Below are 24,225 nucleotides of genomic sequence, written 5' to 3' on the forward strand. Positions count from 1 at the left end.
CTGCGTAACACCTGCGCTCGGGCGTTGGCGGTGGGAGCCGGGGACGCCGGCTCCCTCGACCACCGGCGCTTCGCTCTCGACGTGATCAACTGCCTGGGCTTCGGCCTCAACTCCGACAACGACGACGGCGACCCGCCGTTCGCGCGGGAGGCCGCGGACTTCCTCCGGCCCAGGCTGGACACCGAGCAGGACCCGTACGCGCTGCGCGCCGTCGTCGCGGCCTTCACCGGCTACTGCTCCCGCGAGGAGCTACCGGCCGTCCTGGCTCTGGCCGATCACCCCGACCCGGGTGTGCGCCACGGCGTCTCCCTGGCCGTCCCCACCCTCCTGGCCGACGGTGTCGACGCCCTCGGCATCCTCCTGAGCGTGGCCGACGACCCCGACCCCATCGTCCGGACCAACGCGCTCCACACGCTCACCCGCGTTCCCGCCGACACCCCCGCCCTGCGCGACGTCCTGCTCGCCAACCTCTCCGACACCCACTTCGAGGCCCGTCTCGAAGCCGCCATCGCGCTGGCCCTGCGGGGCGACGAACGCGGCACGCCGGTCCTCGACGAGATCCGCCGCGGCATCAGGAACCTCGGCAGCCGTGGCGCGGGCCGTCTCGACGACCTCCGCCACCAGCTCGGCGTCCGCGGTCGGACCGGACTGCCGTAGCCCGTGGGTGCTGACAGCCCGTGATCCATGCGGTATCCCTGTTCGTGCGGCATGGCTGCGTCGAGAGACCTGGGGGAGCGGTGCGGGGGCTGCGATTCACTGTCATGGGGCTGATCCTGTTCGTCGGCGGGGTCCTCTGGGGGTTCACACCGATCGGGTCCAGCGTGGGGGAGTGCGGGTCCGCGTTCGTCGCGGCCGGCGCGCAGACCGAACACCCCAGCCCGGACACCTACACGTACACCCCGGAGCCCGCGGAGTGCGCCACGGTTCGCGACGACCACCGGACGCCGGTCTTCCTGGTGATCATCGCGGGGCTGACCGTGCTCGGCGGCGGGCTGGTCGAGTTGCGGGCGGAACGGGATGCTCGGCGGACGGCGGAGGGGATCCCGGGGCCGGTGCCGATCACGAACCCGCTGCGCTGACCGGCACCCGCGCAACGCCTGCGCCTGCGCCTGTGTCGGCACCTGCGCCGACGCCGGCGCGGGACGGCGCTCGCGGCGGCCTGCGGGCGGCCCTCACTCCCGGCCGCGGGTGCCGTCGGCGTGGGCGAGCGCGCTGGGGGTCAGACGGCCGACGATCGCCGGGGCCTCCCGGACGAGGGCGTCCGTGGTCAGTGCCTCCACCATGAACAGCGCGAAGTCCACCCGACGCGTCAGATTGCTCGCCAGCACCGGGTCGCCCACGTGCCGGCTCCACACCGGCAGGCCCTGGCTCGCGCCCTCCTCCAGGTCGCTTCCGCGCACCACGGTCCACCGGGTGTCGCTGGCGAACACCCGCCGGCACGCCTCCACCTGGTCGTCGATCTCGACCGCGCGGACGAGCCTGCCCAGTGCGGTGGCGATCCGCAGGCCCAGGGTGAACATCCGCGAGTACCGGTCCTTGCCGTCGCGCGTGATGTGCCAGCCGCAGGAGAACACCAGGCGCGCGCCCGGCCGGGCGTGGTCGAGGACCGCCTGCGCCGTACCGGACGCGTACTGCCGCACGCCCCAGGGCACCAGCACCGTCAGCACCCCGTCGCACCCGGCGACCGCCCGCCGGATCACCTCCGGGTCGTTCGTCGCGCCGGGGACGACGGTGATCCGCCCCTCGAACGCGGCCAGCTTCGGCACGCTGCGCTCCCGGCAGACGCCGACCACCTCGTAGCCGCGTTCCAGCGCGTGCCCGACCATGTACTGCCCCAGCTTCCCCGAGGCCCCGATGACGCAGACCTTCTCCACCTGATCCCTGCTCATGGCGCAGCCCCTTCGCGGACATGGCGACCTTACGTCGTAAGGCACGTTAGCCTTACCTTGTAAGGCGGTCAATGGACGTGGAGGAGGGGCCGGATGCCCGAGGGAGGCAGGGGCCGGCGCGCGAAGCCGGACCGCGCGCCGCTGAGTCGTGAGCGCGTGATCCGGGCGGCGGTGGAGGTGGCGGACGAGAAGGGGGCCGCCGCGCTCACCATGCGGGCCGTCGCCCAGCCGCTGGGGGTCGAGGCGATGTCGCTCTACCACCATGTGGCGGGCCGCGAGGAGATCCTCGACGGCATGGTGGACGCGGTGTTCGGCGAGATCGAGCTCCCACGGCACGGCACCGACTGGAAGGACGCCATGCGCCGGCGCGCGGTCTCCGCGCGCGCCGCCCTCCTGCGCCACCCGTGGGCGATCGGCCTCATGGACTCCCGCGCCCAGCCCGGCCCGGCGACCCTGCGCCACCACGACGCCGTCCTCGGCGCGCTGCGCGCCGGCGGCTTCTCGGTGCGGATGACCGCGCACGCGGTCTCGCTGATCGACAGCTACCTGTACGGCTTCGTGCTCCAGGAGGTCGGCCTGCCGTTCAAGGGCGGGGCGGAGCAGGCCGACGTCGCGGGCGCCATCCTGAGCGGGATGCCCGCCGACGCCTACCCGCACCTCGCCGAGCTGGCCACCGAACACGTCCTCAAGGCGGGCTACGACTATGCCGACGAGTTCGCCTTCGGACTCGCCCTCGTCCTTGACGCCCTGCACCCGGACGAGGCCCACGGCGGGTAGCCGCCCCGCGGCTCCCGCCGGAGGGCGGCCCGCCCGGTGCGGCGCTGTGAACGCGCCGCACCGGGCGGGCCGTGGCGCGGTCGAGGCGGCGGCGGACGTCCGCGGTCCGGTCCCCGGGGCGCCGGGCTGCCGACGTCGCGGTGTCAGCCCTCGGCGCCCATGTCCACCCAGTTGGTGAAGTTGGCGATCGTGCCTTCCTTGACCGGGGCGTGGTGGTCGTCGGTCAGGACGCCGATGCGGTTGCCGTTGAGGACCAGGGAGGCGGCGTTGCCGTTCCCGGCCACGTCCACCCAGTTGGTGAAGTTGGCGATGGCGCCCTCCTTGACCGGGGCGTGGTGGTCGCTGGTGACGAGGCCGATGCGCTGGCCGTTCAGGACCAGCGAGCGGGCGTTGCCGTTCCCGGCGATGTCGACCCAGGAGGAGAGGTCGGTGACGGCGCCCTCCTTGACCCAGGCGTGCCCGTCGGTCGTGATGACGCCGATGCGGCTGCCGTTCAGGACCAGGGCGGTGGCGTTGCCGTCCGAGCCCATGTCGACCCACTGGGAGACGTCGGTGACGGCGCCCTCCTTGACCCAGGCGTGGTGCTCGCTGGTGAGGACGCCGATCCGGGTGCCGGACAGGGCCAGGGAGGTGGCGTTGCCGTTCACGGCCACGTCGAAGAATCCGGCGGAGAGGCCGCCCTCCTTGACCCAGGCGTGGTGGTCGGTGGTGATGACGCCGATGCGGTTGCCGTCCAGGACGATCGAGAGCGCGTTGCCGCCCTCGTCGTACCACCCGGCGTAGAGGCCGCCTTCCTTGACGTAGGCGTGGCCGTTCTTGGCGATGACGCCGATGCGGTTGCCGGACAGGGCGAGCGAGGTGGCGCCGTCGTACTGCTGGACCCAGCCGCGCGAGCCGACGGTGCCGTCCTTGACGAAGACGCGGCCGTCGGTGGTCAGAACGCCGATGCGGCTGCCGTCGACGGCGAGGTCGGCGATCGTTCCGGGCACCGGGGCCGCGGCGGTGGTGCGGGTGCTCCCCGCGGCCGCCGCCTGGCCGACGGCCGGTGCCGCGGTCGCCGCTGACGCCGTGATGGCCAGGACGGCCAGGACGCGGCGCCCGGTCTTGGTGGCACTACGCATGATCTTTCCCCTGTTCTGGAGGGAGGTGCTGGCGTGGGACGGCGTGGGACGTCTCCCGGGGGACCGGCCGGTGCGTCGAGGGCGCGGTGCGGCCCAGGGCGCAGGCGGGGGTCGGGGCGGCGGAACAGGGATCTGCCGCGCAGCGGAGCGACGGAACGATGAACACCGTGCGAGCATGCTCATGACACAAACGGGGGTGGATCGATCCCGCGGGATGCGCTCGGCGGGATGCAAAGTAACTATGCAAAGCATTCGCCGGATCTGCAAGACCGCTATTGCCCTCCGGCCAGTCCCCGCGCGCGTCCATGGCCTCGTCGAGAGCGGCCCGCCGCTACATCCCCACCGCGAGCTGACACGTGGAGCCGGACGGGGATTCAGCCCTCCTCGGCCGCACGTCGAACCGGCGGGCCCTCGGCCGACGGGTCGACCGCGATGATCCCCTCCCACACCTCCACGATCCCCTCCAACGCCCCCGGAGCCATGGCGGCGGCGAACAGTTCGTAGGCCGGCCGGTCGAACAACATCGTCGAGGTCCGGTCGCCCACGGCCGCGCGCAGCGCCTCCGCTCCCTCCCGGCCCCGCCCCTGGCCGGCCAGCGCCACCGCCCGGCACTCCGCCGTATAGAAGGCGCCGTCCGCCTCATCGGCGGATTCCCCGCCCTGTGTGACTGTCAGCACCGTCCGGTACAGGTAGTCCCTGACCTCGTCGTCCTGGCACGTGGCGGCCGTCAGCAGCAGCTCCCAGGCCCCGATCTGCTCCTCCTCGGCGACGATCGCCCACGCCTGCCGGGCCTCCTCGACCTGCCCCCGAACCATCAGCACCCGCCCCAGCAGCAGGTGCGCGTGCAGGCTCCGGGGGGCGCACCGCACCGCTTCCCGGAGCTGCGCCACCGTCGCCGCGCCGTAGCCCTGCGTCTGCACCAGCATGAGCCCCAGCCCGAGATGGGCATGGGCGCTGTCGGGATTGTGCACGAGGGCCCGGCGGAAAGCGGCGGCCGCCTCCTCCCGGCGGCCCAGCCCGACCAAGGCTTCGCCGAGGCTGGTGTGGATCGTGGCATTGCCGGGGTCGTCCTGGAGGAGCCGGTGGCAGAGGGCCTCGGTCTCCTCCAGCCTCCACCGTTTCGCCAGGGCGGGGCCGATGCTGTTGTGAGGGTCGGGGCCACCGTCGGGGGCGTAGTGGAGGGCCTGCCGGTAGGCGGCTTCGGCCTCCTCGGGCCGGCCCGTCGTGGACAGGACGTCGCCGAGAGCGGTGAGGACGCCGGCGATGCCGCCGTGGCCGAGCCTGTCCTTGTGCTGGAGCGCTCGCCGGTAGGCGGCCTCGGCTTCCTCCAGCCGCCCCGCGTCCTCCAGGATTCCGCCGAGGCAGAGGTGGGCGTGCGCGTCGGCAGGGTCGTGGTGGACGGCTCGCCGGAAGGCGGTTTCCGCCTCCGCGTCCCGCTCCAGCGCCAGCAGGACGAAGCCGAGGCCGGTGTGGGCCTCCGCGTCGTCGGGGTCGTGGTCGAGAGCTTGCAGGAACACGGCCTCGGCTTCTGCGAAGCGTTCCAGGTGTCCCAGGACGCGGCCGAGGGTGATGAAGCCGCCGCCGTCGGGCTGGTAGCGGCAGTCGAGGCGGAGGGCAGCGACGAGGACCTCGATGTCGGCCTCCGACAGGTCGTCGGAGTCGTCGGTGTCGAGATCCGCGACGGTGTCGGCCAGATCCTCGGCGGTGGCGCCGATGGCGGCGGCGGTGAGGCCGCCGTCGGGCGGGGCGAGCGCGGCGGCCCGTTGCAGGGCGGTGACGGCCTGGAGAAGGGTGGTTCCGAGGAACTCGTGGGCGCCGGCGCGCAGGAGGTGGTGGTAGGTGTGGGCGGGGGGCCGGTCGGCCAGGACGGCGGGCGTGGACGCGGTGGGGCGGGTGAGGTGCTCCACGGCGCGGCGGGCGGCTTCCTGCCCGGGGTTCGCCGGGAAGTAGGGCCACAGGTGGAGCAGCTCGCGCAGGGCGCTCAGCAAGGCCCGTTCGGCCGGGGTGGCGGTGGGGTCGAAGAAGGCGGCGATGTCCTGCAGTTGTCGGTTGAAGGTGCCGTGGAGGACGGCGGCCGGGAGCAGGTGCAGGAGCAGGGCCTGGCCGGACGCCTGGTCGGTCCAGTAGGTGTGCCAGAGCAGGCTGAGGACGTCCTGGCGCCAGGCGTGGTCCTCCAGCTGGGCATCGACGGTGGTGTGACCGCGGGCGGCGGCCCGGGCCCGGAGGTGGTCGGCGGCGCGCCGGTTGGCGTCGCGCACACGGGCGCGTTCATCGGGGGAGAGCAGCAGGGTGCGCAGGGTGTCGCGGACGTCCTGGTGGAGGACGCGGGGGAGGCTGAGCAGGAAGTCGTGGCGGGCGGCCAGCTCGTCGATGCGGCTGGTGACATCGCGTTCGGGGATCTCGCACAGCGCCGCCAGGACGCCGGGATCGTCCCGGTCCCGCCCCGTCAGGGTGCCCGCGAAGACCTCCTCGTTCACGACGGGGCGCATGAGGGCGAGGGCGCACAGGTGCTGCCGGTCCGGCCGCAGGCCGGGGACGGTCCGGGTGTGGACCAGGTAGCGGCGGGCCAGTTCCCTGATGATCCCGGAGACGCTCCCGTCGCCCGTGAACGGAACCAGCACCTGGTCGAGTTCCATGCCCTGGCCGAGGGCGTCGGCGGTCAGGGAGACCGCGAGCGGGACACCCCGGGTGAACTCCGCGATCCGCTTCACCTGGCCCTCGTCGAGATCCGGTACGCGCGGGCGCTGACGCAGGTACGCGGCGACACTGCGGTCGTCGAACCGCGCGAGCGCCTCGTGGCGCAGGCGGCTGTGGTCGAGGTACCGCGCGAACGCGGTCGCGTGGCTGTCCCCGGCGGCCTGGGTGTCCTCCTCCAGCCGGATCCCCACGACCCAGAGCACCTGTCGACCGCAGGCCCTCATCACCTCGCGCAAGCCGTGCAGGGCGTCCCCCAGCAGCTCGCAGGTGTCCAGGAGGACCACCACGGGATGGCGCCTGCTGCTCACCTGCCGCATCCCCCGGGCGAACGCGTCCTGCATCGCCTGGACCTCGTCGACCAGCTCCTCGAACAGCCGGGAGTCCGCCGGGCCGTGCGCTGCCCGGCGTCCCGTGCCCCGGGCCGCGGCCGACCCGTTCACCCCCCGGGCGGGCGCGTCGACCGGCGGCTGGATCCCCAGCGCCGACAGCGTCCCCGCGGCGCCGGTCGCCCCGTCGCCGCCGACCAGCCCCAGCTCCCGGGCCCGCGCCGCCAGCGGGGGCATCCGCGCCACGCAGGCCCGAAACCGCTCGAACGCCCGCTCACCCCTGCGCCCGGTGGCCTGCTGCACCCGGACCTGGACGGCCCCGAGGACCCGCCACAGCGGCATCCCCTCCGCCGAGGGCGCACCCCCCGACCGCAACTGGCCCTGCTCCCAGTCCAGCGAGGCCACCCGCAGCCGCCTGCCGTTGGCCGCGTCCTCCGCGTCCTGCCCGCGGGCGATCTGCTCGTACCGCCGCAGCAGCGTGCTCTTGCCGATCCCGCCCAGGCCCCGCACCAGCAGGACGTGACCCTCGTCCGGCCCCTCATCGGGCCGCCCCAACCCGCGCAGGAGCAGCCGGAACCGCTCCTGCTCCTGCGCGCGGCCCACGAACACGTCCATCGAACCCCCCTTGTCGGAACGTCACCCCGGACGCCCCGGCCGTCCCGTACCCCCGAGTCCCCGTGCCGCAGCATCCACGATCCGCGGGCCCGCTGTCACGGCCTACCCGCTCGCTCGTGCCGTTCCCTACGGGCAGCGGCGAGGTTCGGGCACGGATGAGGTGGGCAGAGCTTCTGGCATGACGACACCCCAGACCAGGCGCCGCCGTCGCCGCCCGTCGGCGCCCACCGTTCCCGCCCGCGCTGCGGCCTCGCCGGCCCCGGTGAGGCCGCGCTCGACCGCCGGATGCTGCCGGACCTGGTCCAGCGAGCACCGGATCTCCGGCGGCGCGATCGTGCGCACCACCTGGCACGAGCCGGCCTGCCGGGCCTGGCCCGTGCGGTGAACACCCGCCTCGCGGGCGCAGGTCCGGCACGGACGGCGCATCGGGCATGTCAGTGGTGGCTGCGATCCTGTGCCGCATGGACGACAAGACCTTCTGGGCGCTCATGGACGAGTTGAGCCGCCGCGCCGGTGGCCGGCCCGAACGGCTGGAGTGGCTGCGCGGGAGGCTGCGGCGCGGGCCGGCCGCGGAGGCGGTGGAGTTCCAGGCGCGGCTGGAGGTCGCGTGCGCGCCGGTTGCCACGGGAGCGCTGTGGCGGGCGGTGCGCCGGATCGAGGGCGGCTTGTGCTCCGACGACGGGTTCGACTACTTCGCGCTCTGGCTGGTGGCCCAGGGGCAGGGTACGTACCAGGCGGTGCTCGCCGATCCGGACGCCCTCGCCGACGTCGCCGAGGTACGGGCCCTGGTGGGGCGGGACCTGCGGGAGTGGCGTGACGACGAGTGGCCGGAATGGGAGGAGCTCGACTACGCGGCCCAGGAGGTGTTCGGCGAGCTGACGGGACAGGAGGACGGCTGCGAGGAGGCGTTCTACGAGGCCCTGGACGCCGTTCAGGAGGCGTGGGCGAAGCCGGACGAGGAGATCGTCACCGAGGAGGCGGCGGTGACGACCGGGACACCCCGGCTCGACGCTCTCTTCCCGGTGGCCGCCGGCTCCTGATCGGTGGGCGGTGGGCGCGCGGCGCGGGATTCGGCTCCGCCGTCCGGGCCCGCCGGGAGGCAGGCCGGCAGCTGGCGGAGGTGCGGGTGCTTCAGACGGTCGCGTGAACCGGGCCGGCAGGGGTGCCCCGGCCCTGGACGCCCCGCGAACAGCCCAAGCCACCCGACGAACCGGACGGAACGGGGTCAAGCTGCTCTCAGAGCACCGTTCCGCTCGCACTCCGCAGCATTCGCACCGGGAGGCATCATGGCCCGATCGTCACGCTTCATTCTGCGCAACATGCAGGGCAGGACCCGTCACAACCACAACTTCGACGCCATCTCACAGGAGTCCGCCGTTCTCGTCACGGCCGCGATGTGGCAGTTCTCCGGGGGAATCTTCGGGACCGACGGGCGGCCCGTCCTCGGACCGGAGGGTCAGGAACCCAACGTGTACGTGACCAACATCGGCCCCCACGGGAAGCCCGGGGGCGAGGCCGGGGGCGTCGAGTTCCTCCTGCACACCGAGTCGAGCGCACCGGTCGACGTCATGGTCACCGTCACGGCCTTCGAGCCCGTCGAGGACTTCCAGGTCATCGGCTGACCGGACCACCCGCCGCCGCACGCGCCTGCCCGGCGCTGGAGGTCACGGGGCGCGAGCGGCGCCGATCGGTCCGCAGCCGTTGCTCGGCGCCGCCGCACTGTCACAGGACGGTCCCCGCTCGGTGAACGGAACCCGTTCGCCGTTCCCAACTACGCCTCGCAGCGCCATTCTTGGGCTGGCGACCGGACGTCACGACCCGTCCGGACGAAGACGGAACGCCGGCCCCGGACCCGGGGACGGGACCGTCCGGGCGTGAGCGTAGGGGGACGGATGAGATCGGTCACGGTCATCGGCGCCGCCACGGTGCCGAACGAATCCCCGCCCGAGTGGATGTGGAGGGTGATCCGGGGCGGGCAGCACGTCGCCGACGCGCTCGGCATACCCATCCATCTGACCACCGGGGACCCGTACACCGCCTTCGGTGTGATCGCCATGCCGGTCCTGCTGGTGCTCATCCTCGTGGGCGTCCAGGCCGGGGACATCGCGCGCGCCGTCACCTCCCGGGACTTCTGGGACGACGCCGGCCGCCTGCTCGGCGTGGCGCAGCTGCTGCTCCTCGTGCTGGCCTACGCGTTCGGGGCGGGAGGGGAGTCCCGGTCGTTCGGCGCCGCCGTCGGGGACATCCTGTCCGGGCAACTGCCGGACCTGCTGCCGATGGCCGTCGCGACCCAGTGGTTGCTGCTCTCCGTGCTCTGGCTGGCGGTGGGCGCGTCCGCCGGAGTCCGCCGCTCGGATCTGACCGCCCCGTTCGACGCCGTCCGCGGCATGGCCCTGATCGCGGTCTTCGTCGTGGCGTTCACCGCCGCCTGGATGGCGCCGCCCAGCGGCGAGGGACCCGCCGGTCGGCTGCCCGCGGTGGTCGCGGTCGGCGCCGTCCTCCTCGTGTTCGGCTACCTCAGCGCCGTCAGCCGCGGACACGAGCTGCGGCCGCACATCGTGCGTCGGCGCCGCGAGATCCTGGAGCACAGTTTCCGCAGGCGCGGCGAGGCGCCGGGGCACGGCCCGGAGAACCGGCCCGAGGAGGCGTTGATCGCCGCGCTGCTCGCCCGGGGGCAGAACCGGCCCGTGCCGTCGGCGGGCAGCATCTGGCGACCCGCTCCGGCCCAGGTCCTGCGGTTGTGCCTGCTCTGGGCCGTGCTGCTCGGGGTGCCCGCCGCGGCCGTCACCTGGATCTTCAGCACCGGGCACTTCCCCCCGCCCGACCTCCGGGGCGTCCTGCGCGTCGAGCTGGCCGTGCTGTCCGTCATGGTGCTGATGATGGTGTTCTCGTTCCGGCGCAACCTCGACGGTCGGATCCGGGTGTCCCCGGCGGTGCCCCGGCTGATCGACCTCAGCCTGCTGCTCTCGGTCGGCTGGCTGGGCCTGTCCCGTGCCCGGAGCTCCCCGGTGACCCTCGGCCCGCTGCCGGCATGGGCGGTGGCGCTCGGGCCGCCGCTGCTGATCGCCTCGCTCGTGCTCCTCCTCGGCGTCCTCCCGCACCGCCGGGAGACCCCGCGGCTGGCCCTCGCCCTGACCGTGGCCGTGGTCGCCGGACCGTTCGTCCTGCCCCTGCGGTCGGTCCTCGACCACCTGCTGGGCGGGGTCGTGCACGTGCTCGGATAGACCCGCCCGACGCCGCACGCCCGGCACACGGCCCCCACGGGGAGCGCAAGGCCGCGACAGGCTGCCGCTGACGATGGACCGGTCAGCGACAGCCTGTCGGAGGTGGCCCTTGTCCACCGGTGTGCGCACCGTGATGACGTTCGCCGTGGGTCCCGAGGCGTCGGCCCGGTGGTGGGGGCGGTTCCTGGACGTCCCGGTGAAGCTCGATGCCGGCGACGCCGGGGCGGGCTACGCGGGGGTGGAGGCCGGCGGTGTCGAGGTCGGCTTCCACCCGGTGGACGATGGGCGCAATCCCCTGGGCGGCAGCCCGGTCGTGTACTGGGGCGTCGACGACGTGGGCCGGGTCCGGGACCGGCTGCTGGCCGCCGGATGCGAGCACCACCGCGGCCCGCCGGCCGTCGGGCCGGGCCGGCGGATCGCCCAGCTGCGCGACCCGTTCGGCACGGTCTTCGGCACCGAGGGTCCGTAGTCCGCCCCGCGCGAGAGGCGGATGGGCGTCAGCTCTCCCAGTCGACGGATGTCACCGCCCCGTGCCGGGTCGCTCCGACCGCGAGGATCTGGTCGCTGAGATCGGGTTCGACCACGTAGTCCAGGACGATCGGAGGCCGGTCGGACGGGTCGCTCAGCCACAGTCCGACCCCGTTCAGGCGCATGGCCGCGACGAACGCGTCCGCCCCGACCTCGTCACCTGCCGCCTCCCGGACGAGACGGCCGACCGTCTCGCCGCCCGCGAGCTCCTCGACGTGGAAGTCGATGAAGTAGCGGTCCTCGCGCAGGTACGCCCGCAAGGCCGCACGCGCCGCCGCGTCGAGGGCCGGCAGATCGGTGAGGCGTGCGGCGAGTTCGTCCAGCTCTCCGGCGTCCGGCTCGCTGGACGGTCCGGCCCACAGTAGGGCTTCGACCTCGCCGTCCCCCAGCTGCAGGGTGCTCCGCCAGACGACATCCGTGTCGCGGACCGTGCCGGTCTCCAGCCGCCCGAAGCGGGCATGCTCAATGGCCTTCATGCGGGACACTCGCCTTCCTGTCGTGCCGGACCGCCGTCGGAGCCGGGAACGCCCGCGCCGACGGCTCCATCAGGTGACGGTCGGCGAGCAGGACGGCGCTCGGACACTCGTCCCGGTCCACCGCGGCCGGAGTGATCCGGAGGGGGCATCGTAGCCGCCGGCCGGCTTCCTCCGCCGAGCGGACCTCCCGGGCGGCGCCCGGCGTTCCGGGATCCGGTGAACCGTCGTGGCTGTCCGAAGGCGGGGCGGGCCCACCGGAGCCCGCCCCGCCGCGTGGCCCCCGCCCTCGGTGCCCGCCCGCGGTCAGTGCGGCGGTGTCCAGCCGGGGCGGCAGCGCGCCAGGAAGCCGCCTTCGACCCGGTGGTCGAGTTCGGCGAACAGCGTCGAGAACCCCTCGCCGGACAGGAGGGCGTAATGGCCGACGTCGTAGGGGCGGTTGCCCACGTGGCCCATCCGGCTGCACGTCGCGCCGACCCAGGGCCACGCCTGCCACAGGGCGCGGAGGCTGTCGGCGAAGGCGTCGGAGAGCCAGCCCTCGGCCCGCAGGCACGCGCGCAGCACGTGGCGGGCGCGGTCCGGCGGCAGGTCGTGGTCGGCGAAGGTCTCGCCCGCGGCCTCGGAGAGCAGGCAGTACCACACGCGCTCTCCCGAGTGCTCCTCGTGGCCGCTCTCCCGCAGCTCGCGGTTGTTGAGGTCGCTGCGGTGGTTGGCGAGCCTGGAGCCGTAGTCGGCCAGCCGGCTCGCGTCCCGCAGGGCCCGCAGCGCGGGTTCGGTCACCTCGTGCGGCGGGCCGTGCAGCGCGACGGTCTGCAGGTACGCCCCGGCGCCGGAGGTGCGGCCCTCCTCGGCCGTCCGCAGCAGGAGCAGCAACTGGTCCCGGTCGTCCGGGTCGGGGGAGGCCATCAGCGCGGCCAGGTGCGCGAGCAGGACGTCGGGAACGGCGTCCGGGTGGCGCTCCGTCACGCGGGCGAGGGCGCCCTGGACGTCGACGGCTCCTGCGGACAGGTCGCGCAGGAGGTCGAACGGGAAGTCGGGGTGGGGGACGGTCCGGTACCGGGCCATGCCGTGCAGGAGCTGCGCCATCGAGGCCTGCCACTCCTCCAGGACCACCGGGTGGGCCCGGGTCCGGTAGGTGCGCACCAGATCCGCGTACTCCTCGCCGAGGGCCCGTACCAGCTCCCGGCCCGCGATGTCGGGCAGCGGAACGGGGTCGTCCGGACGGTACAGGCGGTCGGCCAGGTACCGGGCGGCCTCGGTGACCCTCCGGTGCTCCGCCCGCTCGTCCTGTTCGAGGACCGCGTCGAACACGCCGTAGTCCCCGACGCCCACCGCGTTGGTGTACCGGCCCAGCAGCGTGGCGCACTCCCGCCAGCGGGGCACCGGTGGATCGGCGTCGGCGTACCGGGGATCGACGACCGAGTGCGAGAGCAGCAGGTAGTTCTCCACCCCGCGCAGGCCCCCCGTCGTCGGCGCGAGGATCCCCGCCCCGGCGGCCCGGTCGAGCATCGCCGCGGCGAAGCGTTTCGCGTCCGACTCGCGTTCGCTGCGCGGAAGTTCGAGGTCCATCGGCATCCTCTCGTCCGGTCCGGTGTCAGCGGCCGTGGGTACGGGCCCGCGTCCGGTAGTGGGCCACCGCCTGTTCGAAGGCGCGACGGGTGAAGTCCGGCCACGGGAGCGGGCAGAACCAGAACTCGGCGTAGGCGGTCTGCCAGGGCATGAATCCGGACAGCCGCTGCTCGCCGCCCGTCCGGATCACCAGGTCCGGGTCCGGCTGGCCCGCGGTGTCCAGGTAGTCGGAGATGGCGGCGCCGCCGGACGGCCGGTCGACGACCATCCTGGCGACCGCGCGCGCGAGCTCGTCCCGGCCGCCGTAGGCGATGGCGAGGTTGACCGTCCGGGCGCGTGCCGCGGTGCGGCACCGCTCCTCCGCACGCCGCAGCCGGTGGTACAGGTGGGGCGGCAGCCGTTCCGGACGCCCGATGATCCGGATCCTCCACTGCCCCTCGGCCTCGATCCGCTCGGCGGTGTCGGTGATGACCCGCAGCAGCGGCTCCAGCTCGCGGGGATCACGGGTCAGGTTCTCGGTCGACAGCGGCCACAACGTGACGACCTCCAGACCCGGAAGCGCCTGCGCCCACGCCAGCAGGTCCAGTGCCCGGTCACCGCCGCGCTCGTAGCCCCGGACCGCCTCCACGCGCCGCGCGCGGGCCCACCGGCGATTGCCGTCCAGGATCACCGCCAGGTGCCGCAAGGGGGAACCCGGGCCCACGGACGGGTGGCCACCGTGCGCGCCGGGTGCCGGGGACACCGCGGCCTCTTGCGACTGATGCATGCCGTCACTCCCGTGGTCGGCCTGCGCCCGGCAGGCCACCGCACGGCGGTCCCAGCCCCGGGGACCACACCGTGTGGTTCTCCGGCCGACCGCCCCCAACAGCCTGCGGTGATCACTCCACCGGGATCAGAGCGCGCGCCTCGGCGCACGCGGCATCCGACCCGCGCACGGCTTCCCTGTTTGCTGTACACCGACAAGTGGGCGTGCTCCCGGCGCGATGGTTCACCGGTGAGGATCGGGGGCAGCGGGTCGCGCGGCCGCGGCCTTCCGCCGGTCGCCGGCCCGACGGGAGGTGAACGGCGTCACGGGGCGGGCTGCGCCGGGGCGTCCGGTGGCAGCGCCGCGGGCGGGTCCGCGTGGGACGGCAGGCGTGGCAGCGTCATCGGCAGGGCCCGCCGGAACCGGTGCGGTTCGGGCGGGCCCGGCGGGCGCGGTCACTGCAGTTCCCGCACCCCGGCGCTGTCGTGGACGAAGACGGTGCGGGTGTCGGCCGCCCGGTACTTCTCCTTCAGGGTGAAGGGGTCCGGCGTTCCCCCGGCCGGGCTGTCCGGCGCCTCGTAGTAGAGGACGTAGGTCTTCGCCGTCTCCGTCTCGCTCTCCAACTGCAGCCAGCCCGTGATGCCGGGCGCGGGGAACGTGCCGGTCGCGGTGACGGTCACGGCCGTGGCCGTCCGGGTGAGGGTGAAGTTCGCCGTGCCGATGTCCAGGCGCTTGAATCCGGTCGCCTTCCAGCGGCGGAGCAGCGCGACCCACTCCTCGGGCCAGGGTCCGCTGTGGTCGTCGGGAGGCATGCCGCCGCCGTCGACGCGCCCGATGACGTCGTCGATGTTGGCGACCACGGAGTCGTAGTCCCAGAGGTTGAGCGAGAACGCCATGTGTTCCCGGTCCGTGGCCCGGAACAGGGGCCTGATGTGGAGTTCGAACACTGGGGTGCGCATATCAGTCGTAGACCTCCATCGTGACGTCCTTCAGGGCGACCTCGCGGACCAGGCCGGCCGCTTCGTCGCCGGGGGGAGAGGGCTGGTACTGGAGCGTCAGGACGTACGTGTCCGTCGCCTCCGGTGACTGCGCCAGGACCGGTGTCACGTCGAAGCGGACGGTGTAGTGGGGCGGGTGGTGGGGGTGGGGCTCGGCGCCTTCGTGGCCGGCGTGCCGCTCGCCCCGGGCGGGGCCCGCGTGCGCCCGCCAGATGGAGGCGTAGCCGACGCCGTAGCGCCGCGCGAACTCCGCGTCGTCGGCGCGGAACGGCACGTCGGCCGGGTGGAGGTAGGCGTACAGCATGTAGCTGCCGGTCAGCGGGACCTTCAGCTCGTCGAGCCGGACGACCACCTTCCGGCCCTCCGGCGGCGGGGCCGCGAGGCCGAACTGCGCCCGGGAGGTCTCCCGCATCTGGGTGGCGAAGTCCGGGGCCGAGACCAGGCCGAGCGGTGCGGTGGCGAGCAGGCGGCGCTCGACCGGTGCGGGCGTCGGGACGGCGAAGGCGTTCTTCAGCTGCTCCGTGTACTCGTACTCGTAGCCCAGCGCCACGGTGTCGGCGAAGTCCGCGACCTTGTGCTTGTCCTGGGAGAGGAAGCCCCGCAGGTCCTCGCCGGGCGAGGTGAGCGGGGGTGAGCCGTTGCGCCGCCGCCATTCGGACCACAGCAGGTCGATGAAGGCGTGGAAGCTGTAGTAGATCGGGTCCTCGGCGGCCTTCGTCGGGTCTCCCATGGCACCGCCGATGAATCTGCTGTGCATGCGGTTGTGGGGGCCGACCTCCAGGCGCCCGACGTCGGCGTCCGGATGGGACGTCGGGAAGCCGCCGAACGCGCCCTGGTCGGTCTCCTGCGTCACGATCTCCAGGGTGTCGGGCGGGAGGTCCACGGGCTGCTCGTTGCGGCCGGCGGCGAGGCCGGGCTGGGCGAAGGCGGGCGGGAACTTCCCGACCGCCTGCGGGTGCAGCCAGTCCCAGTAGGGCAGCGTGACGTCGGCCGTCCGGGGCGGGTCGGACTCCTGGAGCAGCTTCTCGAAGTGGTACAGGTGCGAGCGGTGCCACGGCAGGAAGAGGTCGCTGCCGTGCTCGCAGGGGCCGACGAGCATGTCGTTGTGCAGGGCGGCCTGGAAGTCGTATCCGGTCGGGTCGTCCGGGTTCGCGGCCGAGCGCGCCCGCAGGATTCCGAGCGCGTGCACGTAGTCGTCCAGCTGGGCCGGGGTGAGCGAGTTGATGTCCCGGCGGCTCTTGGTCATGGTGACACCTCCACCTCGGAGAGTCGCATGCGAACCGCTTGATCACCACCGGTGTCACCCCGGTTGCTCCTGGTGGCCGTGGCGGGCCTCCGGTGCGGCCCGCGCGCCCGCACCGCGTCGTCGACCGGCCCCGCACCGACCCCGTCGTCGACCGGCCCCGTCGTCGACCGGCGCCGGCCGGGCTAGCCGGCGGCGGCCGTCCGGGCCAGGAGGGCGGCGAGTCGCCGGGGCATCGAGAGGAACGGCGAGTGGCTGCTCGGCAGCCGGTGCACGGAGTGCGCCCGGGTGGCGAGTTCGTGCTGCCGGGAGGGTGCGAGCGCGCGGTCGTGGTCGCAGACGATGTAGCTGGAGGGCACGGTGCGCCAGCCGGCCGTGGTCACCGGCTCCGTGAAGGAGCGGACGGTCTGCGGGCGCAGCCGGGCCACGGCGTGCTCGGCGTCGGCCCGGGGCACGTCGGCGAAGAGTACCTGCCGGGCGTCCGGGTCGGGTGGGGTCAGTCCTGTGCCGTCGTTCGGCACCGGTGTGCCGAGGAAGCTGAACACGCTCTCGCCGACGTCGAGTTGGAAGGCGGCGAGGTACACGGCTCCGGTGACGTTGGCGGCGTCCGCGATCACCTCGGTGGTGGGGACGCCGCCGTAGGAGTGGGCGACCACGACCACCGGGCCGTCGATGCGCCGCAGGCTGTCCCGGATGGTCCGCGCGTCGTCCCGCATGCCCGCCCGGTCGCTGCCGCCGTGCGGGTCGGCCTGCGGGCCGGCGCTGGGCAGGTCGACGGTGTGGGAACGCCATCCGTCGGCGTCCAGTGCGGTGCGCACCGCGTCCCAGCACCAGGCGCCGTGCCATGCCCCGTGGACCAGGAGGAAGCTCGGCCGTTCGGTGTCGGTCATGTCCGGGTGCCTCCGTGGTCTCGGCTGCGGGGCCGTTCGGCGGTTCTGACGATAGCTGCGCTCCTCCGCGACCCGGCCGGTTGCGGTCCGACCGGCAGCGGCCGGCGCTCCCTCTCCGCCGTCACCGTCTGCCGCGCCGTCGCCGGGGGCCGTGCCACCGGTACCGGCGCGGGGCCCGCCGACCCCGCCCCGGACCGGCCTCCCGTCCGGACGGCGGCACCCGCCCGGGCGGCGGCTCACCCGGTGCCGGCGGTCTGCCCGTTCGAGGCCGGCGGTGCCGGCGGACGCGCCCGCCCGCCGTCGTGACCGGACGCCGCCACCGCGATCAGGCCGACCACCACGGCCGCCACCGCCACCCGTCCGAGCGCCCGCACCGCCCAGCCCGGCAGCGACCGGGCCCCGTCCCGGCCCGGCGCACCCAGCCGCTCGGCCCGCCGGGCCGGTCGCAGCAGCCGGGCCAACAGCAGGACGGCGAGCGGGACTTGCAGCAGCCACAGGACCGTGCGCGGCCACTCGCCGAACCACACGTTGGTCCCGTAGAGCAGGGTGTGCCAGACGCTCAGCACGTAGACCACGACCACGAAGCGGTGCAGCCGGCGCCAGGTGTTCGGCCCGATCCGGTGCCGCACGTAGAACAGCAGGCCGAGCGGCACGGCCAGGTAGAGCGCGCCCTGCCCGAGCGGGATGGCGGTCCGGCCGGTGCCGGAGTCGTACCAGCCGGGCACGAAGCTGTCGGCGAACCCCGACCAGAGCCGGTCGCCCCACGCCGACTCGGCCTCGTAGCGCACGAGTTCGGCGGCGAACAGCAGCGCGTGCGCGAACATCAGGGCCGTCGTGGTCAGGCTCGTCGTGCGGTGCCAGCGCTCCAGGGTCTGCCGGGCGACCGGCAGCCGGCCGGGCCGCGGACCGGACAGCAGCAGCCCGAGCACCACCGTCCCCCAGGCCCACAGCAGCCCCGACCAGCCGAACGCCTGGCTCAGCAGGTACATCCAGTACGTGCGCGCGTCGTCCATGAACGGCATGATCGCCACCGTCGCCGAGGTGCCCGCGTCCATCCGGACGTACAGCAGCACGAACACCGCCGCGGTGACGCCGACCGCCGCGCTCGCGTCGGGCAGCGCGGCCCGCAGGTCGGCGCGGAGGGCGACGCGTTCGGCGGGCCGCCTCCCGGCGGCGGGCGGGGCGTCCGGACCGTCGTCCCCCGGCGTCGTCTCAGGCAGCATCGTGGACCTTCCGGAACGGCGGCACACCGGTGGCGGTGCGCGGCGGGCGGTGGGACGCACCAGTGTGGCCGAGGGGCGCAGCCTTGCCGAGCCCGTATCCGGCCAGAGTGGCTCGTGGACCGAGGCCCTTCCGGTGCCGCGCCCCGACGGCCCGGCCCGCGGACCGATCGCATTCGGACAACCGTCGGCACGCGCCCTGCCACCGGAGCGCGAGCCCCCGTATGCTCATGTCCGCAGCCGGTTCGCGCCTCCCGACCGACCGGACTTCGGCGGCGCGACGCAAGAGGGAACCCGGTGGGAAACCGGGACTGTCCCGCAGCGGTGAGTGGGAACGAAAGCCGTCAACAGCACTGGGCCCGGCTCCGCGCCGGCCCGGGAAGCGACGGCCGGTAGGTGTGCGCCGATCCCTCGGCGCACCGGCCCGCGAGTCCGAAGACCTGCCGCTGCGCCCGCACCCCCACGTGCGGGCTGTACACGGTGACCTCGTGGACTGGGTCGGCGGTACGGACGGCTGCGCGGCGTGCGACGACACGCCGTGTCCTCCTCCTCCGGGTCATGACGCGGGGCTCGGAACGAGGAGGAGGACGTGTCCGTGACCGCGCGATTCCCGCCCGCCCGCACCGGGCGCCCACCGGCCCGCCCCCAGCGGGCCCGGGCGGCGCGATGGTGACCCCCACCGGAGGGGCCCGGCCCGCCCCGCCGCCGGGCGGCACGCTCTCCGGTGTCTGCCACGGCACCCTGGGCGAGCTCTACCAGGGACCGCTGCGCGCCGGTTCCCGCCCCGACATCGCGGTGGTGTCGTTCCCCGTCGACCGCCACTCCTGGGTGCACTTCACCCCGGGGACGGAGCCGCCGGACCCGCTGCCGCTCGGGGCGAAGGCCGCGACGGCGGCCCGGCTGTTCCTGGAGCGCTTCGGGCTGACCCTGCCGCCGGGCCGCTGGTGTGTGCACTCCGAGCTCACCGTCGGTGTGGGCATGGCGAGTTCGACCGCCGACATCGTGGCGACGCTGCGCTGCCTGTTCCGGATCTTCGCGCTGCCGTACGACACCGGGGTGGTGCTGGCCGTGCTGCGCGAGATCGAACGGGCCGACAGCGTCTTCCTCGACGAGTTCGCCCTGCACCTGAGCGGCCGGCACCGGGTGGTGCGGCGGCTGGGCACCGGCATCGGCTTCCACACCGCGTACATCACCGAGCCCGGGACGGTGGACACCGCCGCCGTCACCGACCTGCTGCTCGGGCACTACCGGCGGCACGGCGAGGAGTACCGGCGCTGCCTGGCCGACCTGTTGAAGGGCTTCGCCGCGGGCGACCCGGCCGCCGTCGCGCGGACGGCCACGGCCAGCGCCGCGCTCTCCCAACAGGTGCTCCCCAAAGCGACGTTCGACGCGCTGCTCGCCCACCGCGAGGAGTTCGGCGCCGACGGGATCTTCGTCGCCCACACCGGCTGCCTGATCGGCTACCTGCTTCCCGGACGCCCCGACGCCGCGCTCAAGTCGGACCTGTCCGCGTTCTTCCACTCGCTCGGCCACCAGTGTTCCTTCGCCCAAGGAGGCTACAGGTGATCCACCCCCACATCGCCGACGCCCTGAAGGTCCCCGATCTCGTCCGGCTCACCGACGGCCTCGTGCTGGTCCGGTTCGAGTCGATGAAGATCTACTCGGCGCTCGCCGCCGTCCGCCACCTGCTGGAGCGCGGCACCGTCCGCCCGGGGCAGACCCTGGTGGACAGCTCCAGCGGCATCTACGCCTACGCGCTGGCGCTCGCCTGCCACCGGCACCGCATGCGCTGCCACATCGTCGCGTCCACCACCGTCGACGCCACCACCCGCGCCCAGCTGGAGATCCTCGGCGCCACCGTGGAGCAGGTCGTGCCGTCCCGCGACCTCAAGCTGGACCAGGAGCTGCGGGTGCGGCGGGTGCGCGAGCTGCTCGCCGAACACCCGGACTGGCACTGGATGCGGCAGTACCACGACGACGTCCACTACCTCGGCTACCACGAGGTCGCCGACCGGATCACCGCCGCCTTCCCCGGCGCCGCGCTGACCGTGGTCGGCGGCGTCGGCTCCGGCGCCTCGACCGGAGGGGTGGCGACCCGGCTGCGCGCCTCCGACCCCTCGGTGCGGCTGGTCGGAGTGCAGCCCTTCGGCAGCGTCACCTTCGGCAGCCAGGGGCACCACGACCCGGAGGCGATCATCGCCGGGATCGGCTCCTCCATCGTCTTCGACAACGTCCGCCACCACCTCTACGACGGCATCCACTGGCTGGACTTCACCCACGCCATGGCGGGCACCGTCGCCCTGCTGCGCGACCACGCCGTCTTCGCCGGGCTGTCCACCGGCGCCGGCTACCTGGCCGCGGCCTACGAGGCGCGCCGCCACCCCGACCGGCTGCACCTGGTGATCGGCGCCGACACCGGTCACCGCTACGTCGAGCGCGTCTTCGCCCGGCACACCGAGGCCCCCGACCCGGCCGGGCTGAAGCCGGTCGAGGTCTCCGCCCCCGAGGAGATGTCCATGCCCTGGTCCACGATGGCCTGGCGGCGCACCGCGTGCCCGCCGCAGCGCGAGGAGCGGGCGGCATGAGCATCGTCTGCCTGGAATCGCTCACCTTCGGCCTCGGCCACCTGGTGCGGGCCGCCGACGCGCTCGGCGAGCGGCTGACCCTGCTCACCCGCGACCCCTCCTACTACACCTACGAGTTGGAGCGGCTGCCGGCCGGCGCGCTGGACGTCGTGCAGACCGACACCTTCGACGTGGACGGGCTCACCGCGCTGCTGGAGCGCTCCCCCCGGCCGCGCGGCCTGATCAGCTCCACCGACACCTGGACGCTGGTCGCCGCCGAACTCGCCGAACGGCTCGGCCTGCCCGGTCTCGACCCGGCCGTGCTGCGGCTGACCCGCGACAAGTCGGCGGTGCGCCGCCGGCTGTACGAGGCCGGGCTGACCCGCGGCCGGGCGGTACCGGTCACCGGGTCCGGCGCGGAGGCGGCGGAGGCCCTCCTCAAGGAGCCCGGCCTGCCCGCCGTCCTCAAGGACACCGCGGGCACCGGCAGCCAGAACGTCTGGCTGGTGCGCGACCCGGCGGAGCTGGACGCCGTCCTCGCCGAGGCCGCCGGGCGGGAGTTCCGCGGCCGGCTGTTCGCCGAACCGTACTTCGCCGGTCCGGTGTACAGCGCCGAGACGCTCGGCTGGGACGGCCGGACCAGGCTGCTGGGCGTCTCCAGCCGGCTGATGTCCCCCGAGCCGTACTTCCGGGAGGAGATCACGGCGTTCCCGGTGGCGTTCCCGGAGCCGCGCCGGGCCGCGCTGGAGCGGTGGCTGGGCGACGTCCTCGCCGCCGTCGGCTACACCGACCGCTTCGCGCACGTGGAGTTCGTGCTGACCGCCGACGGCCCGGAGCTCGTCGAGATCAACCCGCGGATCGGCGGCGCGCTGGTCGGCGAGGGCCTGTGCCGGGCGCTCGGCGTCAACGTGTACGAGGCGCTGGTCGAGGCCGCGCTCGGCCGCCGCCCCGCCCTGATGGACGCCGAACCACCCGGCGGCCCCGCCGTCGCCTTCGTCCTCGGCTACCCGGCCGCGCCCGGGGTGTTCACCGGCGTCGCCGGCCTGGAACGGCTGGCCGACCTGCCGGGATCGCCCGCCTGGTACCCGGTCAGGTCGACGGGCGATGTGGTCGAGCACCTGGCCGACAGCCGCGGCTACGCGGGCATCGTCTACGCGGAGGGCGAGACCGCCGAGCTGGCCACCCACCACGCGGTCGCCGCCGCCAACGCCCTGCGGGTGCTCACCGAGCCGGTCGCACCGCCCGCGGCCGGGGGAGAGGACGGGGGAGTGGGCGAGGGAGAGGCCGGGGACGGCGGGGCCGATGGTCGCTGACCGGACCGCCGGCCCGACGGGGCTGCGGGCCGCGCTCGGCACGCTCGACGGGCCGCTGCGGTTCCTGCTGCTCAGCTCGTTCCTGATCCCGTTCGGCAGCTTCATGGTGCTGCCGTTCATGTCGGTCTTCCTGCACGAGCGGCTCGGCATGGGCCTCGGCACGGTCGGCGTCGTCCTGGCGGCCGCCTCCCTGGTGCAGTTCTCCGGCGGGATCGCGGGCGGTGCGCTGGCCGAGCGGATCGGGCTGCGGCGCACCATGCTGTGGGCGCTCACCGTCCGCACGGCCGGCTTCGTCGGCCTGCTGCTCGCGCTGCGCTGGCCGCCGCTGGCGGTCGGCGCGCTCGTACTGACCTGCTGCGGCGCCGCGCTGTACCTGCCCGCCAACAAGGCGTACCTGGTGCGGGGCGTCGACGACGCGCGCCGGCCGGCCTTCCTGTCGGCGGGCAACGCCGCCCTCAACGCGGGCATGGCGCTGGGGCCGCTGATCGCCGGGCCGTTCGTGCTCTCCTCGCCCGGCTACCTCTTCCTCGCCGTCACGGCGCTGTTCACGCTGGTCACCGCCGGCCACGCGGCGCTGCCCGCCGGGGCCGCGCCGAAGCGGGCGGAGCGGCCGGGCGCCGGGCGGGGCCTGCTGGCCGGGATCGCGGTGCTGCCGTTCGCGGCCAACGCGCTCGCCTTCTACCTGTACTTCCACTTCCAGCACTTCCTGGCGATGTACGCGGTCGAGCGGGCCTCGGGCGCCTTCTACAGCCTGGTGCTGCTGCTCTGTTTCACGCTGGTCGTCGTGGTGCAGCCACTCGCCTCCGATACGATCCGGCGGATGCCCTACCCCGTCGCCCTGGCGGCCGGCTTCACCGGGCTCGCCGCCGGGCTGGCCGTGCTCGCCGCCGGCACCCGGCCCGCGCTGCTGGCGGGCGGGGCGCTGATCACCCTGGGCGACATCGTGCTCTTCCTCAAGAACGACCTGGAGGCGCTGGCCCGCAGCCCGCGCTCGGACGCCGTGGTCTTCGGGCAGCAGCGGCTCGGCGCCGGACTCGGCGCCTGCGCGAGCGGCGTCCTCGGCGGACAGCTCTACGGACTCTCCGAACGCGGCGGCCACACCGGGCTGTTCTGGCTGCTGGCCGCCGCCCAGTGCCTGATGCTGCCCCCACTGCTGCTCGCGCTGCGCTCCCGGGCCGCCGCACCCCACCCCCACCCCCAACCGCACGACGACGAAGGAGCACTGAGGCCGCATGACACGGACGGGCGGATTCCAGGACGATGACTTCTGGACCGAGTTCCACGACTTCCTGTTCTCCGAGCAACGCCACGCCCAGGCCGAGGAACTGCTCGGCTCCTCCCCGCTGCTGGACTTCCCGGCCGGCTCCCGGGTGCTCGACCTGTGCTGCGGACCCGGCGTGTTCAGCGTCCCGCTGGCGCGGCGCGGCCACGCCGTGACCGGCGTCGACCTCAGCCCGCCGATGCTGGAGCGGGCCCGGAAGCTGGCCGACGGGGCCGGCGCCAAGGTGACGTTCGTCCGGGCCGACGCGCGCGCGTACGAGGCGCCGGGCGAGTTCGACGTGGTGCTCAACATGTTCACCTCCTTCGGCTACTTCGAGGACCCCGCCGACAACGCCCGGGTGCTGCGCACCATGTACGACAGCCTGACGCCCGGCGGCACCCTCGTCCTCGATCTGGCCGGCAAGGAGCTGCTGGCCCGCCGGGTCACCCCGCCGAAGGTGGTGCGGCGCGGCGAGGACCTCGTCGTCCAGACCGACACGGTGCTGGACGACTGGGCGCGGCTGCGCAGCGACTGGGTGATGGTGCGGGGCGACCGCGTCACCCGCGCCACCCTGGTGTGGTTCGTCTACAGCGCGGTGGAGCTTCGCCGGATGGCCGAGGAGGCGGGGTTCGAGCGGATCGAGGTGTTCGGCGGGTTCGACGCCCGCCCGTACGACGAGAACGCCGAGCGCCTGGTGCTGCGGGCGGCCCGTCCGGCGTGACGGCGGGGCCGGGGGGAGTGCGACGCGCCCCCCGGCCCCGGCCCCGCGCAC

Annotated in this window: 23 protein-coding genes and 1 riboswitch; of the genes, 13 read left to right on the plus strand and 10 right to left on the minus strand. The window is 74.1% G+C overall.

Annotated elements, in window-relative coordinates; translation table 11 throughout:
* A partial coding sequence (locus tag ACFVFS_RS23535; RefSeq protein ID WP_380626583.1) for a HEAT repeat domain-containing protein occupies positions 1-657 on the plus strand: 657 nt, incomplete at its 5' end.
* Between the two features lie 104 nt (positions 658-761).
* Positions 762-1,079 carry a hypothetical protein gene (locus ACFVFS_RS23540; protein WP_380626584.1) on the plus strand — a complete coding sequence of 106 codons (318 nt, stop codon included), beginning with the start codon at positions 762-764 and terminating at the stop codon, positions 1,077-1,079.
* A gap of 93 nt (positions 1,080-1,172) precedes the next feature.
* Here ACFVFS_RS23540 and ACFVFS_RS23545 read toward each other — a convergent pair whose 3' ends face one another.
* Positions 1,173-1,889: an NAD(P)-dependent oxidoreductase gene (locus ACFVFS_RS23545; RefSeq protein ID WP_380626585.1), complete on the minus strand. Its 717-nt coding sequence runs from the start codon at positions 1,887-1,889 to the stop codon at positions 1,173-1,175.
* Positions 1,890-1,982: 93 nt separating this feature from the next.
* On the opposite strand from ACFVFS_RS23545, the gene ACFVFS_RS23550 reads away from it, so the two are divergent.
* Positions 1,983-2,666 (plus strand): TetR/AcrR family transcriptional regulator, encoded by a 684-nt coding sequence (locus tag ACFVFS_RS23550; RefSeq protein ID WP_380626586.1) that lies wholly within the window; start codon positions 1,983-1,985, stop codon positions 2,664-2,666.
* Between the two features lie 143 nt (positions 2,667-2,809).
* On the opposite strand, the gene ACFVFS_RS23555 is transcribed toward ACFVFS_RS23550, so the two are convergent.
* Both ACFVFS_RS23555 and ACFVFS_RS23560 read right to left on the minus strand, forming a co-directional pair.
* Entirely contained in the window at positions 2,810-3,787 is a 978-nt protein-coding gene (locus ACFVFS_RS23555) for a hypothetical protein (protein ID WP_380626587.1), read from the minus strand.
* A gap of 374 nt (positions 3,788-4,161) precedes the next feature.
* Positions 4,162-7,425, minus strand: coding sequence for a tetratricopeptide repeat protein (locus ACFVFS_RS23560; protein WP_380626588.1), 3,264 nt, complete (start codon positions 7,423-7,425; stop codon positions 4,162-4,164).
* Between the two features lie 178 nt (positions 7,426-7,603).
* Here ACFVFS_RS23560 and ACFVFS_RS23565 point away from each other — a divergent pair, with 178 nt between their 5' ends.
* The 5 genes from ACFVFS_RS23565 (at position 7,604) to ACFVFS_RS23585 (ending at position 11,118) form a co-directional block, all read left to right on the plus strand.
* On the plus strand, positions 7,604-7,810 hold the full coding sequence (locus ACFVFS_RS23565) for a hypothetical protein (RefSeq protein WP_380626589.1): 207 nt from the start codon (positions 7,604-7,606) through the stop codon (positions 7,808-7,810).
* 76 nt (positions 7,811-7,886) lie between these two features.
* Positions 7,887-8,465 carry a DUF4240 domain-containing protein gene (locus ACFVFS_RS23570; protein ID WP_380626590.1) on the plus strand — a complete coding sequence of 193 codons (579 nt, stop codon included), beginning with the start codon at positions 7,887-7,889 and terminating at the stop codon, positions 8,463-8,465.
* A gap of 246 nt (positions 8,466-8,711) precedes the next feature.
* Positions 8,712-9,047 (plus strand): hypothetical protein, encoded by a 336-nt coding sequence (locus ACFVFS_RS23575; RefSeq protein WP_380626591.1) that lies wholly within the window; start codon positions 8,712-8,714, stop codon positions 9,045-9,047.
* A 270-nt stretch (positions 9,048-9,317) separates the two neighbouring features.
* Positions 9,318-10,649 carry a hypothetical protein gene (locus tag ACFVFS_RS23580; RefSeq protein ID WP_380626592.1) on the plus strand — a complete coding sequence of 444 codons (1,332 nt, stop codon included), beginning with the start codon at positions 9,318-9,320 and terminating at the stop codon, positions 10,647-10,649.
* Positions 10,650-10,758: 109 nt separating this feature from the next.
* On the plus strand, positions 10,759-11,118 hold the full coding sequence (locus tag ACFVFS_RS23585) for a VOC family protein (RefSeq protein WP_380626593.1): 360 nt from the start codon (positions 10,759-10,761) through the stop codon (positions 11,116-11,118).
* A gap of 28 nt (positions 11,119-11,146) precedes the next feature.
* On the opposite strand, the gene ACFVFS_RS23590 is transcribed toward ACFVFS_RS23585, so the two are convergent.
* The 7 genes from ACFVFS_RS23590 to ACFVFS_RS23620 form a co-directional block, all read right to left on the minus strand.
* Positions 11,147-11,653 carry a DUF2004 domain-containing protein gene (locus ACFVFS_RS23590; RefSeq protein WP_380626594.1) on the minus strand — a complete coding sequence of 169 codons (507 nt, stop codon included), beginning with the start codon at positions 11,651-11,653 and terminating at the stop codon, positions 11,147-11,149.
* A 303-nt stretch (positions 11,654-11,956) separates the two neighbouring features.
* Positions 11,957-13,219 carry a hypothetical protein gene (locus ACFVFS_RS23595; RefSeq protein ID WP_380626595.1) on the minus strand — a complete coding sequence of 421 codons (1,263 nt, stop codon included), beginning with the start codon at positions 13,217-13,219 and terminating at the stop codon, positions 11,957-11,959.
* A 25-nt stretch (positions 13,220-13,244) separates the two neighbouring features.
* Entirely contained in the window at positions 13,245-13,985 is a 741-nt protein-coding gene (gene uppS, locus ACFVFS_RS23600; RefSeq protein ID WP_380626596.1) for a polyprenyl diphosphate synthase, read from the minus strand.
* 434 nt (positions 13,986-14,419) lie between these two features.
* Positions 14,420-14,923 (minus strand): hypothetical protein, encoded by a 504-nt coding sequence (locus ACFVFS_RS23605; RefSeq protein ID WP_380626597.1) that lies wholly within the window; start codon positions 14,921-14,923, stop codon positions 14,420-14,422.
* A gap of 1 nt (position 14,924) precedes the next feature.
* Positions 14,925-16,208: a tyrosinase family protein gene (locus ACFVFS_RS23610; RefSeq protein ID WP_380626598.1), complete on the minus strand. Its 1,284-nt coding sequence runs from the start codon at positions 16,206-16,208 to the stop codon at positions 14,925-14,927.
* Between the two features lie 182 nt (positions 16,209-16,390).
* Positions 16,391-17,095 (minus strand): alpha/beta fold hydrolase, encoded by a 705-nt coding sequence (locus ACFVFS_RS23615; protein WP_380626599.1) that lies wholly within the window; start codon positions 17,093-17,095, stop codon positions 16,391-16,393.
* Between the two features lie 236 nt (positions 17,096-17,331).
* Positions 17,332-18,318, minus strand: coding sequence for a ferric reductase-like transmembrane domain-containing protein (locus tag ACFVFS_RS23620; protein WP_380626600.1), 987 nt, complete (start codon positions 18,316-18,318; stop codon positions 17,332-17,334).
* 281 nt (positions 18,319-18,599) lie between these two features.
* Positions 18,600-18,757: riboswitch (cobalamin riboswitch) on the plus strand.
* Between the two features lie 224 nt (positions 18,758-18,981).
* Between ACFVFS_RS23620 and ACFVFS_RS23625 the strand changes: the two genes are divergently transcribed.
* The 5 genes from ACFVFS_RS23625 to ACFVFS_RS23645 are packed head-to-tail and all read left to right on the plus strand — an operon-like array spanning position 18,982 to position 24,174.
* Positions 18,982-19,881, plus strand: a complete 900-nt coding sequence (locus tag ACFVFS_RS23625) for a hypothetical protein (protein WP_380626602.1) — start codon at positions 18,982-18,984, stop codon at positions 19,879-19,881.
* Complete coding sequence (locus tag ACFVFS_RS23630; protein WP_380626604.1) at positions 19,878-20,900, plus strand: cysteine synthase family protein; 1,023 nt, start codon at positions 19,878-19,880, stop codon at positions 20,898-20,900. Before ACFVFS_RS23625 ends, ACFVFS_RS23630 begins: the two co-directional genes overlap by 4 nt.
* On the plus strand, positions 20,897-22,192 hold the full coding sequence (locus tag ACFVFS_RS23635; protein ID WP_380626606.1) for an ATP-grasp domain-containing protein: 1,296 nt from the start codon (positions 20,897-20,899) through the stop codon (positions 22,190-22,192). Before ACFVFS_RS23630 ends, ACFVFS_RS23635 begins: the two co-directional genes overlap by 4 nt.
* Positions 22,182-23,456: an MFS transporter gene (locus tag ACFVFS_RS23640; RefSeq protein ID WP_380626608.1), complete on the plus strand. Its 1,275-nt coding sequence runs from the start codon at positions 22,182-22,184 to the stop codon at positions 23,454-23,456. The genes ACFVFS_RS23635 and ACFVFS_RS23640 overlap by 11 nt, the downstream gene beginning before the upstream one ends.
* The gene (locus tag ACFVFS_RS23645) at positions 23,425-24,174 is read left to right on the plus strand and encodes a class I SAM-dependent methyltransferase (protein WP_380626610.1); all 750 of its coding nucleotides are present in this window, start codon (positions 23,425-23,427) and stop codon (positions 24,172-24,174) included. The genes ACFVFS_RS23640 and ACFVFS_RS23645 overlap by 32 nt, the downstream gene beginning before the upstream one ends.
* The last annotated feature ends 51 nt before the right edge of the window (positions 24,175-24,225 follow it).

Source organism: Kitasatospora sp. NPDC057692, assembly GCF_042799475.1.
Lineage (GTDB): Bacteria > Actinomycetota > Actinomycetes > Streptomycetales > Streptomycetaceae > Kitasatospora.

What these genes read in the sequence shown, in the direction of transcription:
- ACFVFS_RS23590 (WP_380626594.1), bottom strand. Translation starts at nt 11,653, where the DNA reads ATGAAGGCCATTGAGCATGCCCGCTTCGGGCGGCTGGAGACCGGCACG.
- ACFVFS_RS23640 (WP_380626608.1), top strand. Translation starts at nt 22,182, where the DNA reads ATGGTCGCTGACCGGACCGCCGGCCCGACGGGGCTGCGGGCCGCGCTC.
- ACFVFS_RS23580 (WP_380626592.1), top strand. Translation starts at nt 9,318, where the DNA reads ATGAGATCGGTCACGGTCATCGGCGCCGCCACGGTGCCGAACGAATCC.
- ACFVFS_RS23605 (WP_380626597.1), bottom strand. Translation starts at nt 14,923, where the DNA reads ATGCGCACCCCAGTGTTCGAACTCCACATCAGGCCCCTGTTCCGGGCC.
- ACFVFS_RS23575 (WP_380626591.1), top strand. Translation starts at nt 8,712, where the DNA reads ATGGCCCGATCGTCACGCTTCATTCTGCGCAACATGCAGGGCAGGACC.
- ACFVFS_RS23595 (WP_380626595.1), bottom strand. Translation starts at nt 13,219, where the DNA reads ATGGACCTCGAACTTCCGCGCAGCGAACGCGAGTCGGACGCGAAACGC.
- ACFVFS_RS23615 (WP_380626599.1), bottom strand. Translation starts at nt 17,095, where the DNA reads ATGACCGACACCGAACGGCCGAGCTTCCTCCTGGTCCACGGGGCATGG.
- ACFVFS_RS23550 (WP_380626586.1), top strand. Translation starts at nt 1,983, where the DNA reads ATGCCCGAGGGAGGCAGGGGCCGGCGCGCGAAGCCGGACCGCGCGCCG.
- ACFVFS_RS23645 (WP_380626610.1), top strand. Translation starts at nt 23,425, where the DNA reads ATGACACGGACGGGCGGATTCCAGGACGATGACTTCTGGACCGAGTTC.
- uppS (WP_380626596.1), bottom strand. Translation starts at nt 13,985, where the DNA reads ATGCATCAGTCGCAAGAGGCCGCGGTGTCCCCGGCACCCGGCGCGCAC.
- ACFVFS_RS23545 (WP_380626585.1), bottom strand. Translation starts at nt 1,889, where the DNA reads ATGAGCAGGGATCAGGTGGAGAAGGTCTGCGTCATCGGGGCCTCGGGG.
- ACFVFS_RS23620 (WP_380626600.1), bottom strand. Translation starts at nt 18,318, where the DNA reads ATGCTGCCTGAGACGACGCCGGGGGACGACGGTCCGGACGCCCCGCCC.
- ACFVFS_RS23635 (WP_380626606.1), top strand. Translation starts at nt 20,897, where the DNA reads ATGAGCATCGTCTGCCTGGAATCGCTCACCTTCGGCCTCGGCCACCTG.
- ACFVFS_RS23560 (WP_380626588.1), bottom strand. Translation starts at nt 7,425, where the DNA reads ATGGACGTGTTCGTGGGCCGCGCGCAGGAGCAGGAGCGGTTCCGGCTG.
- ACFVFS_RS23625 (WP_380626602.1), top strand. Translation starts at nt 18,982, where the DNA reads ATGGTGACCCCCACCGGAGGGGCCCGGCCCGCCCCGCCGCCGGGCGGC.
- ACFVFS_RS23565 (WP_380626589.1), top strand. Translation starts at nt 7,604, where the DNA reads ATGACGACACCCCAGACCAGGCGCCGCCGTCGCCGCCCGTCGGCGCCC.
- ACFVFS_RS23570 (WP_380626590.1), top strand. Translation starts at nt 7,887, where the DNA reads ATGGACGACAAGACCTTCTGGGCGCTCATGGACGAGTTGAGCCGCCGC.
- ACFVFS_RS23540 (WP_380626584.1), top strand. Translation starts at nt 762, where the DNA reads ATGGGGCTGATCCTGTTCGTCGGCGGGGTCCTCTGGGGGTTCACACCG.
- ACFVFS_RS23555 (WP_380626587.1), bottom strand. Translation starts at nt 3,787, where the DNA reads ATGCGTAGTGCCACCAAGACCGGGCGCCGCGTCCTGGCCGTCCTGGCC.
- ACFVFS_RS23610 (WP_380626598.1), bottom strand. Translation starts at nt 16,208, where the DNA reads ATGACCAAGAGCCGCCGGGACATCAACTCGCTCACCCCGGCCCAGCTG.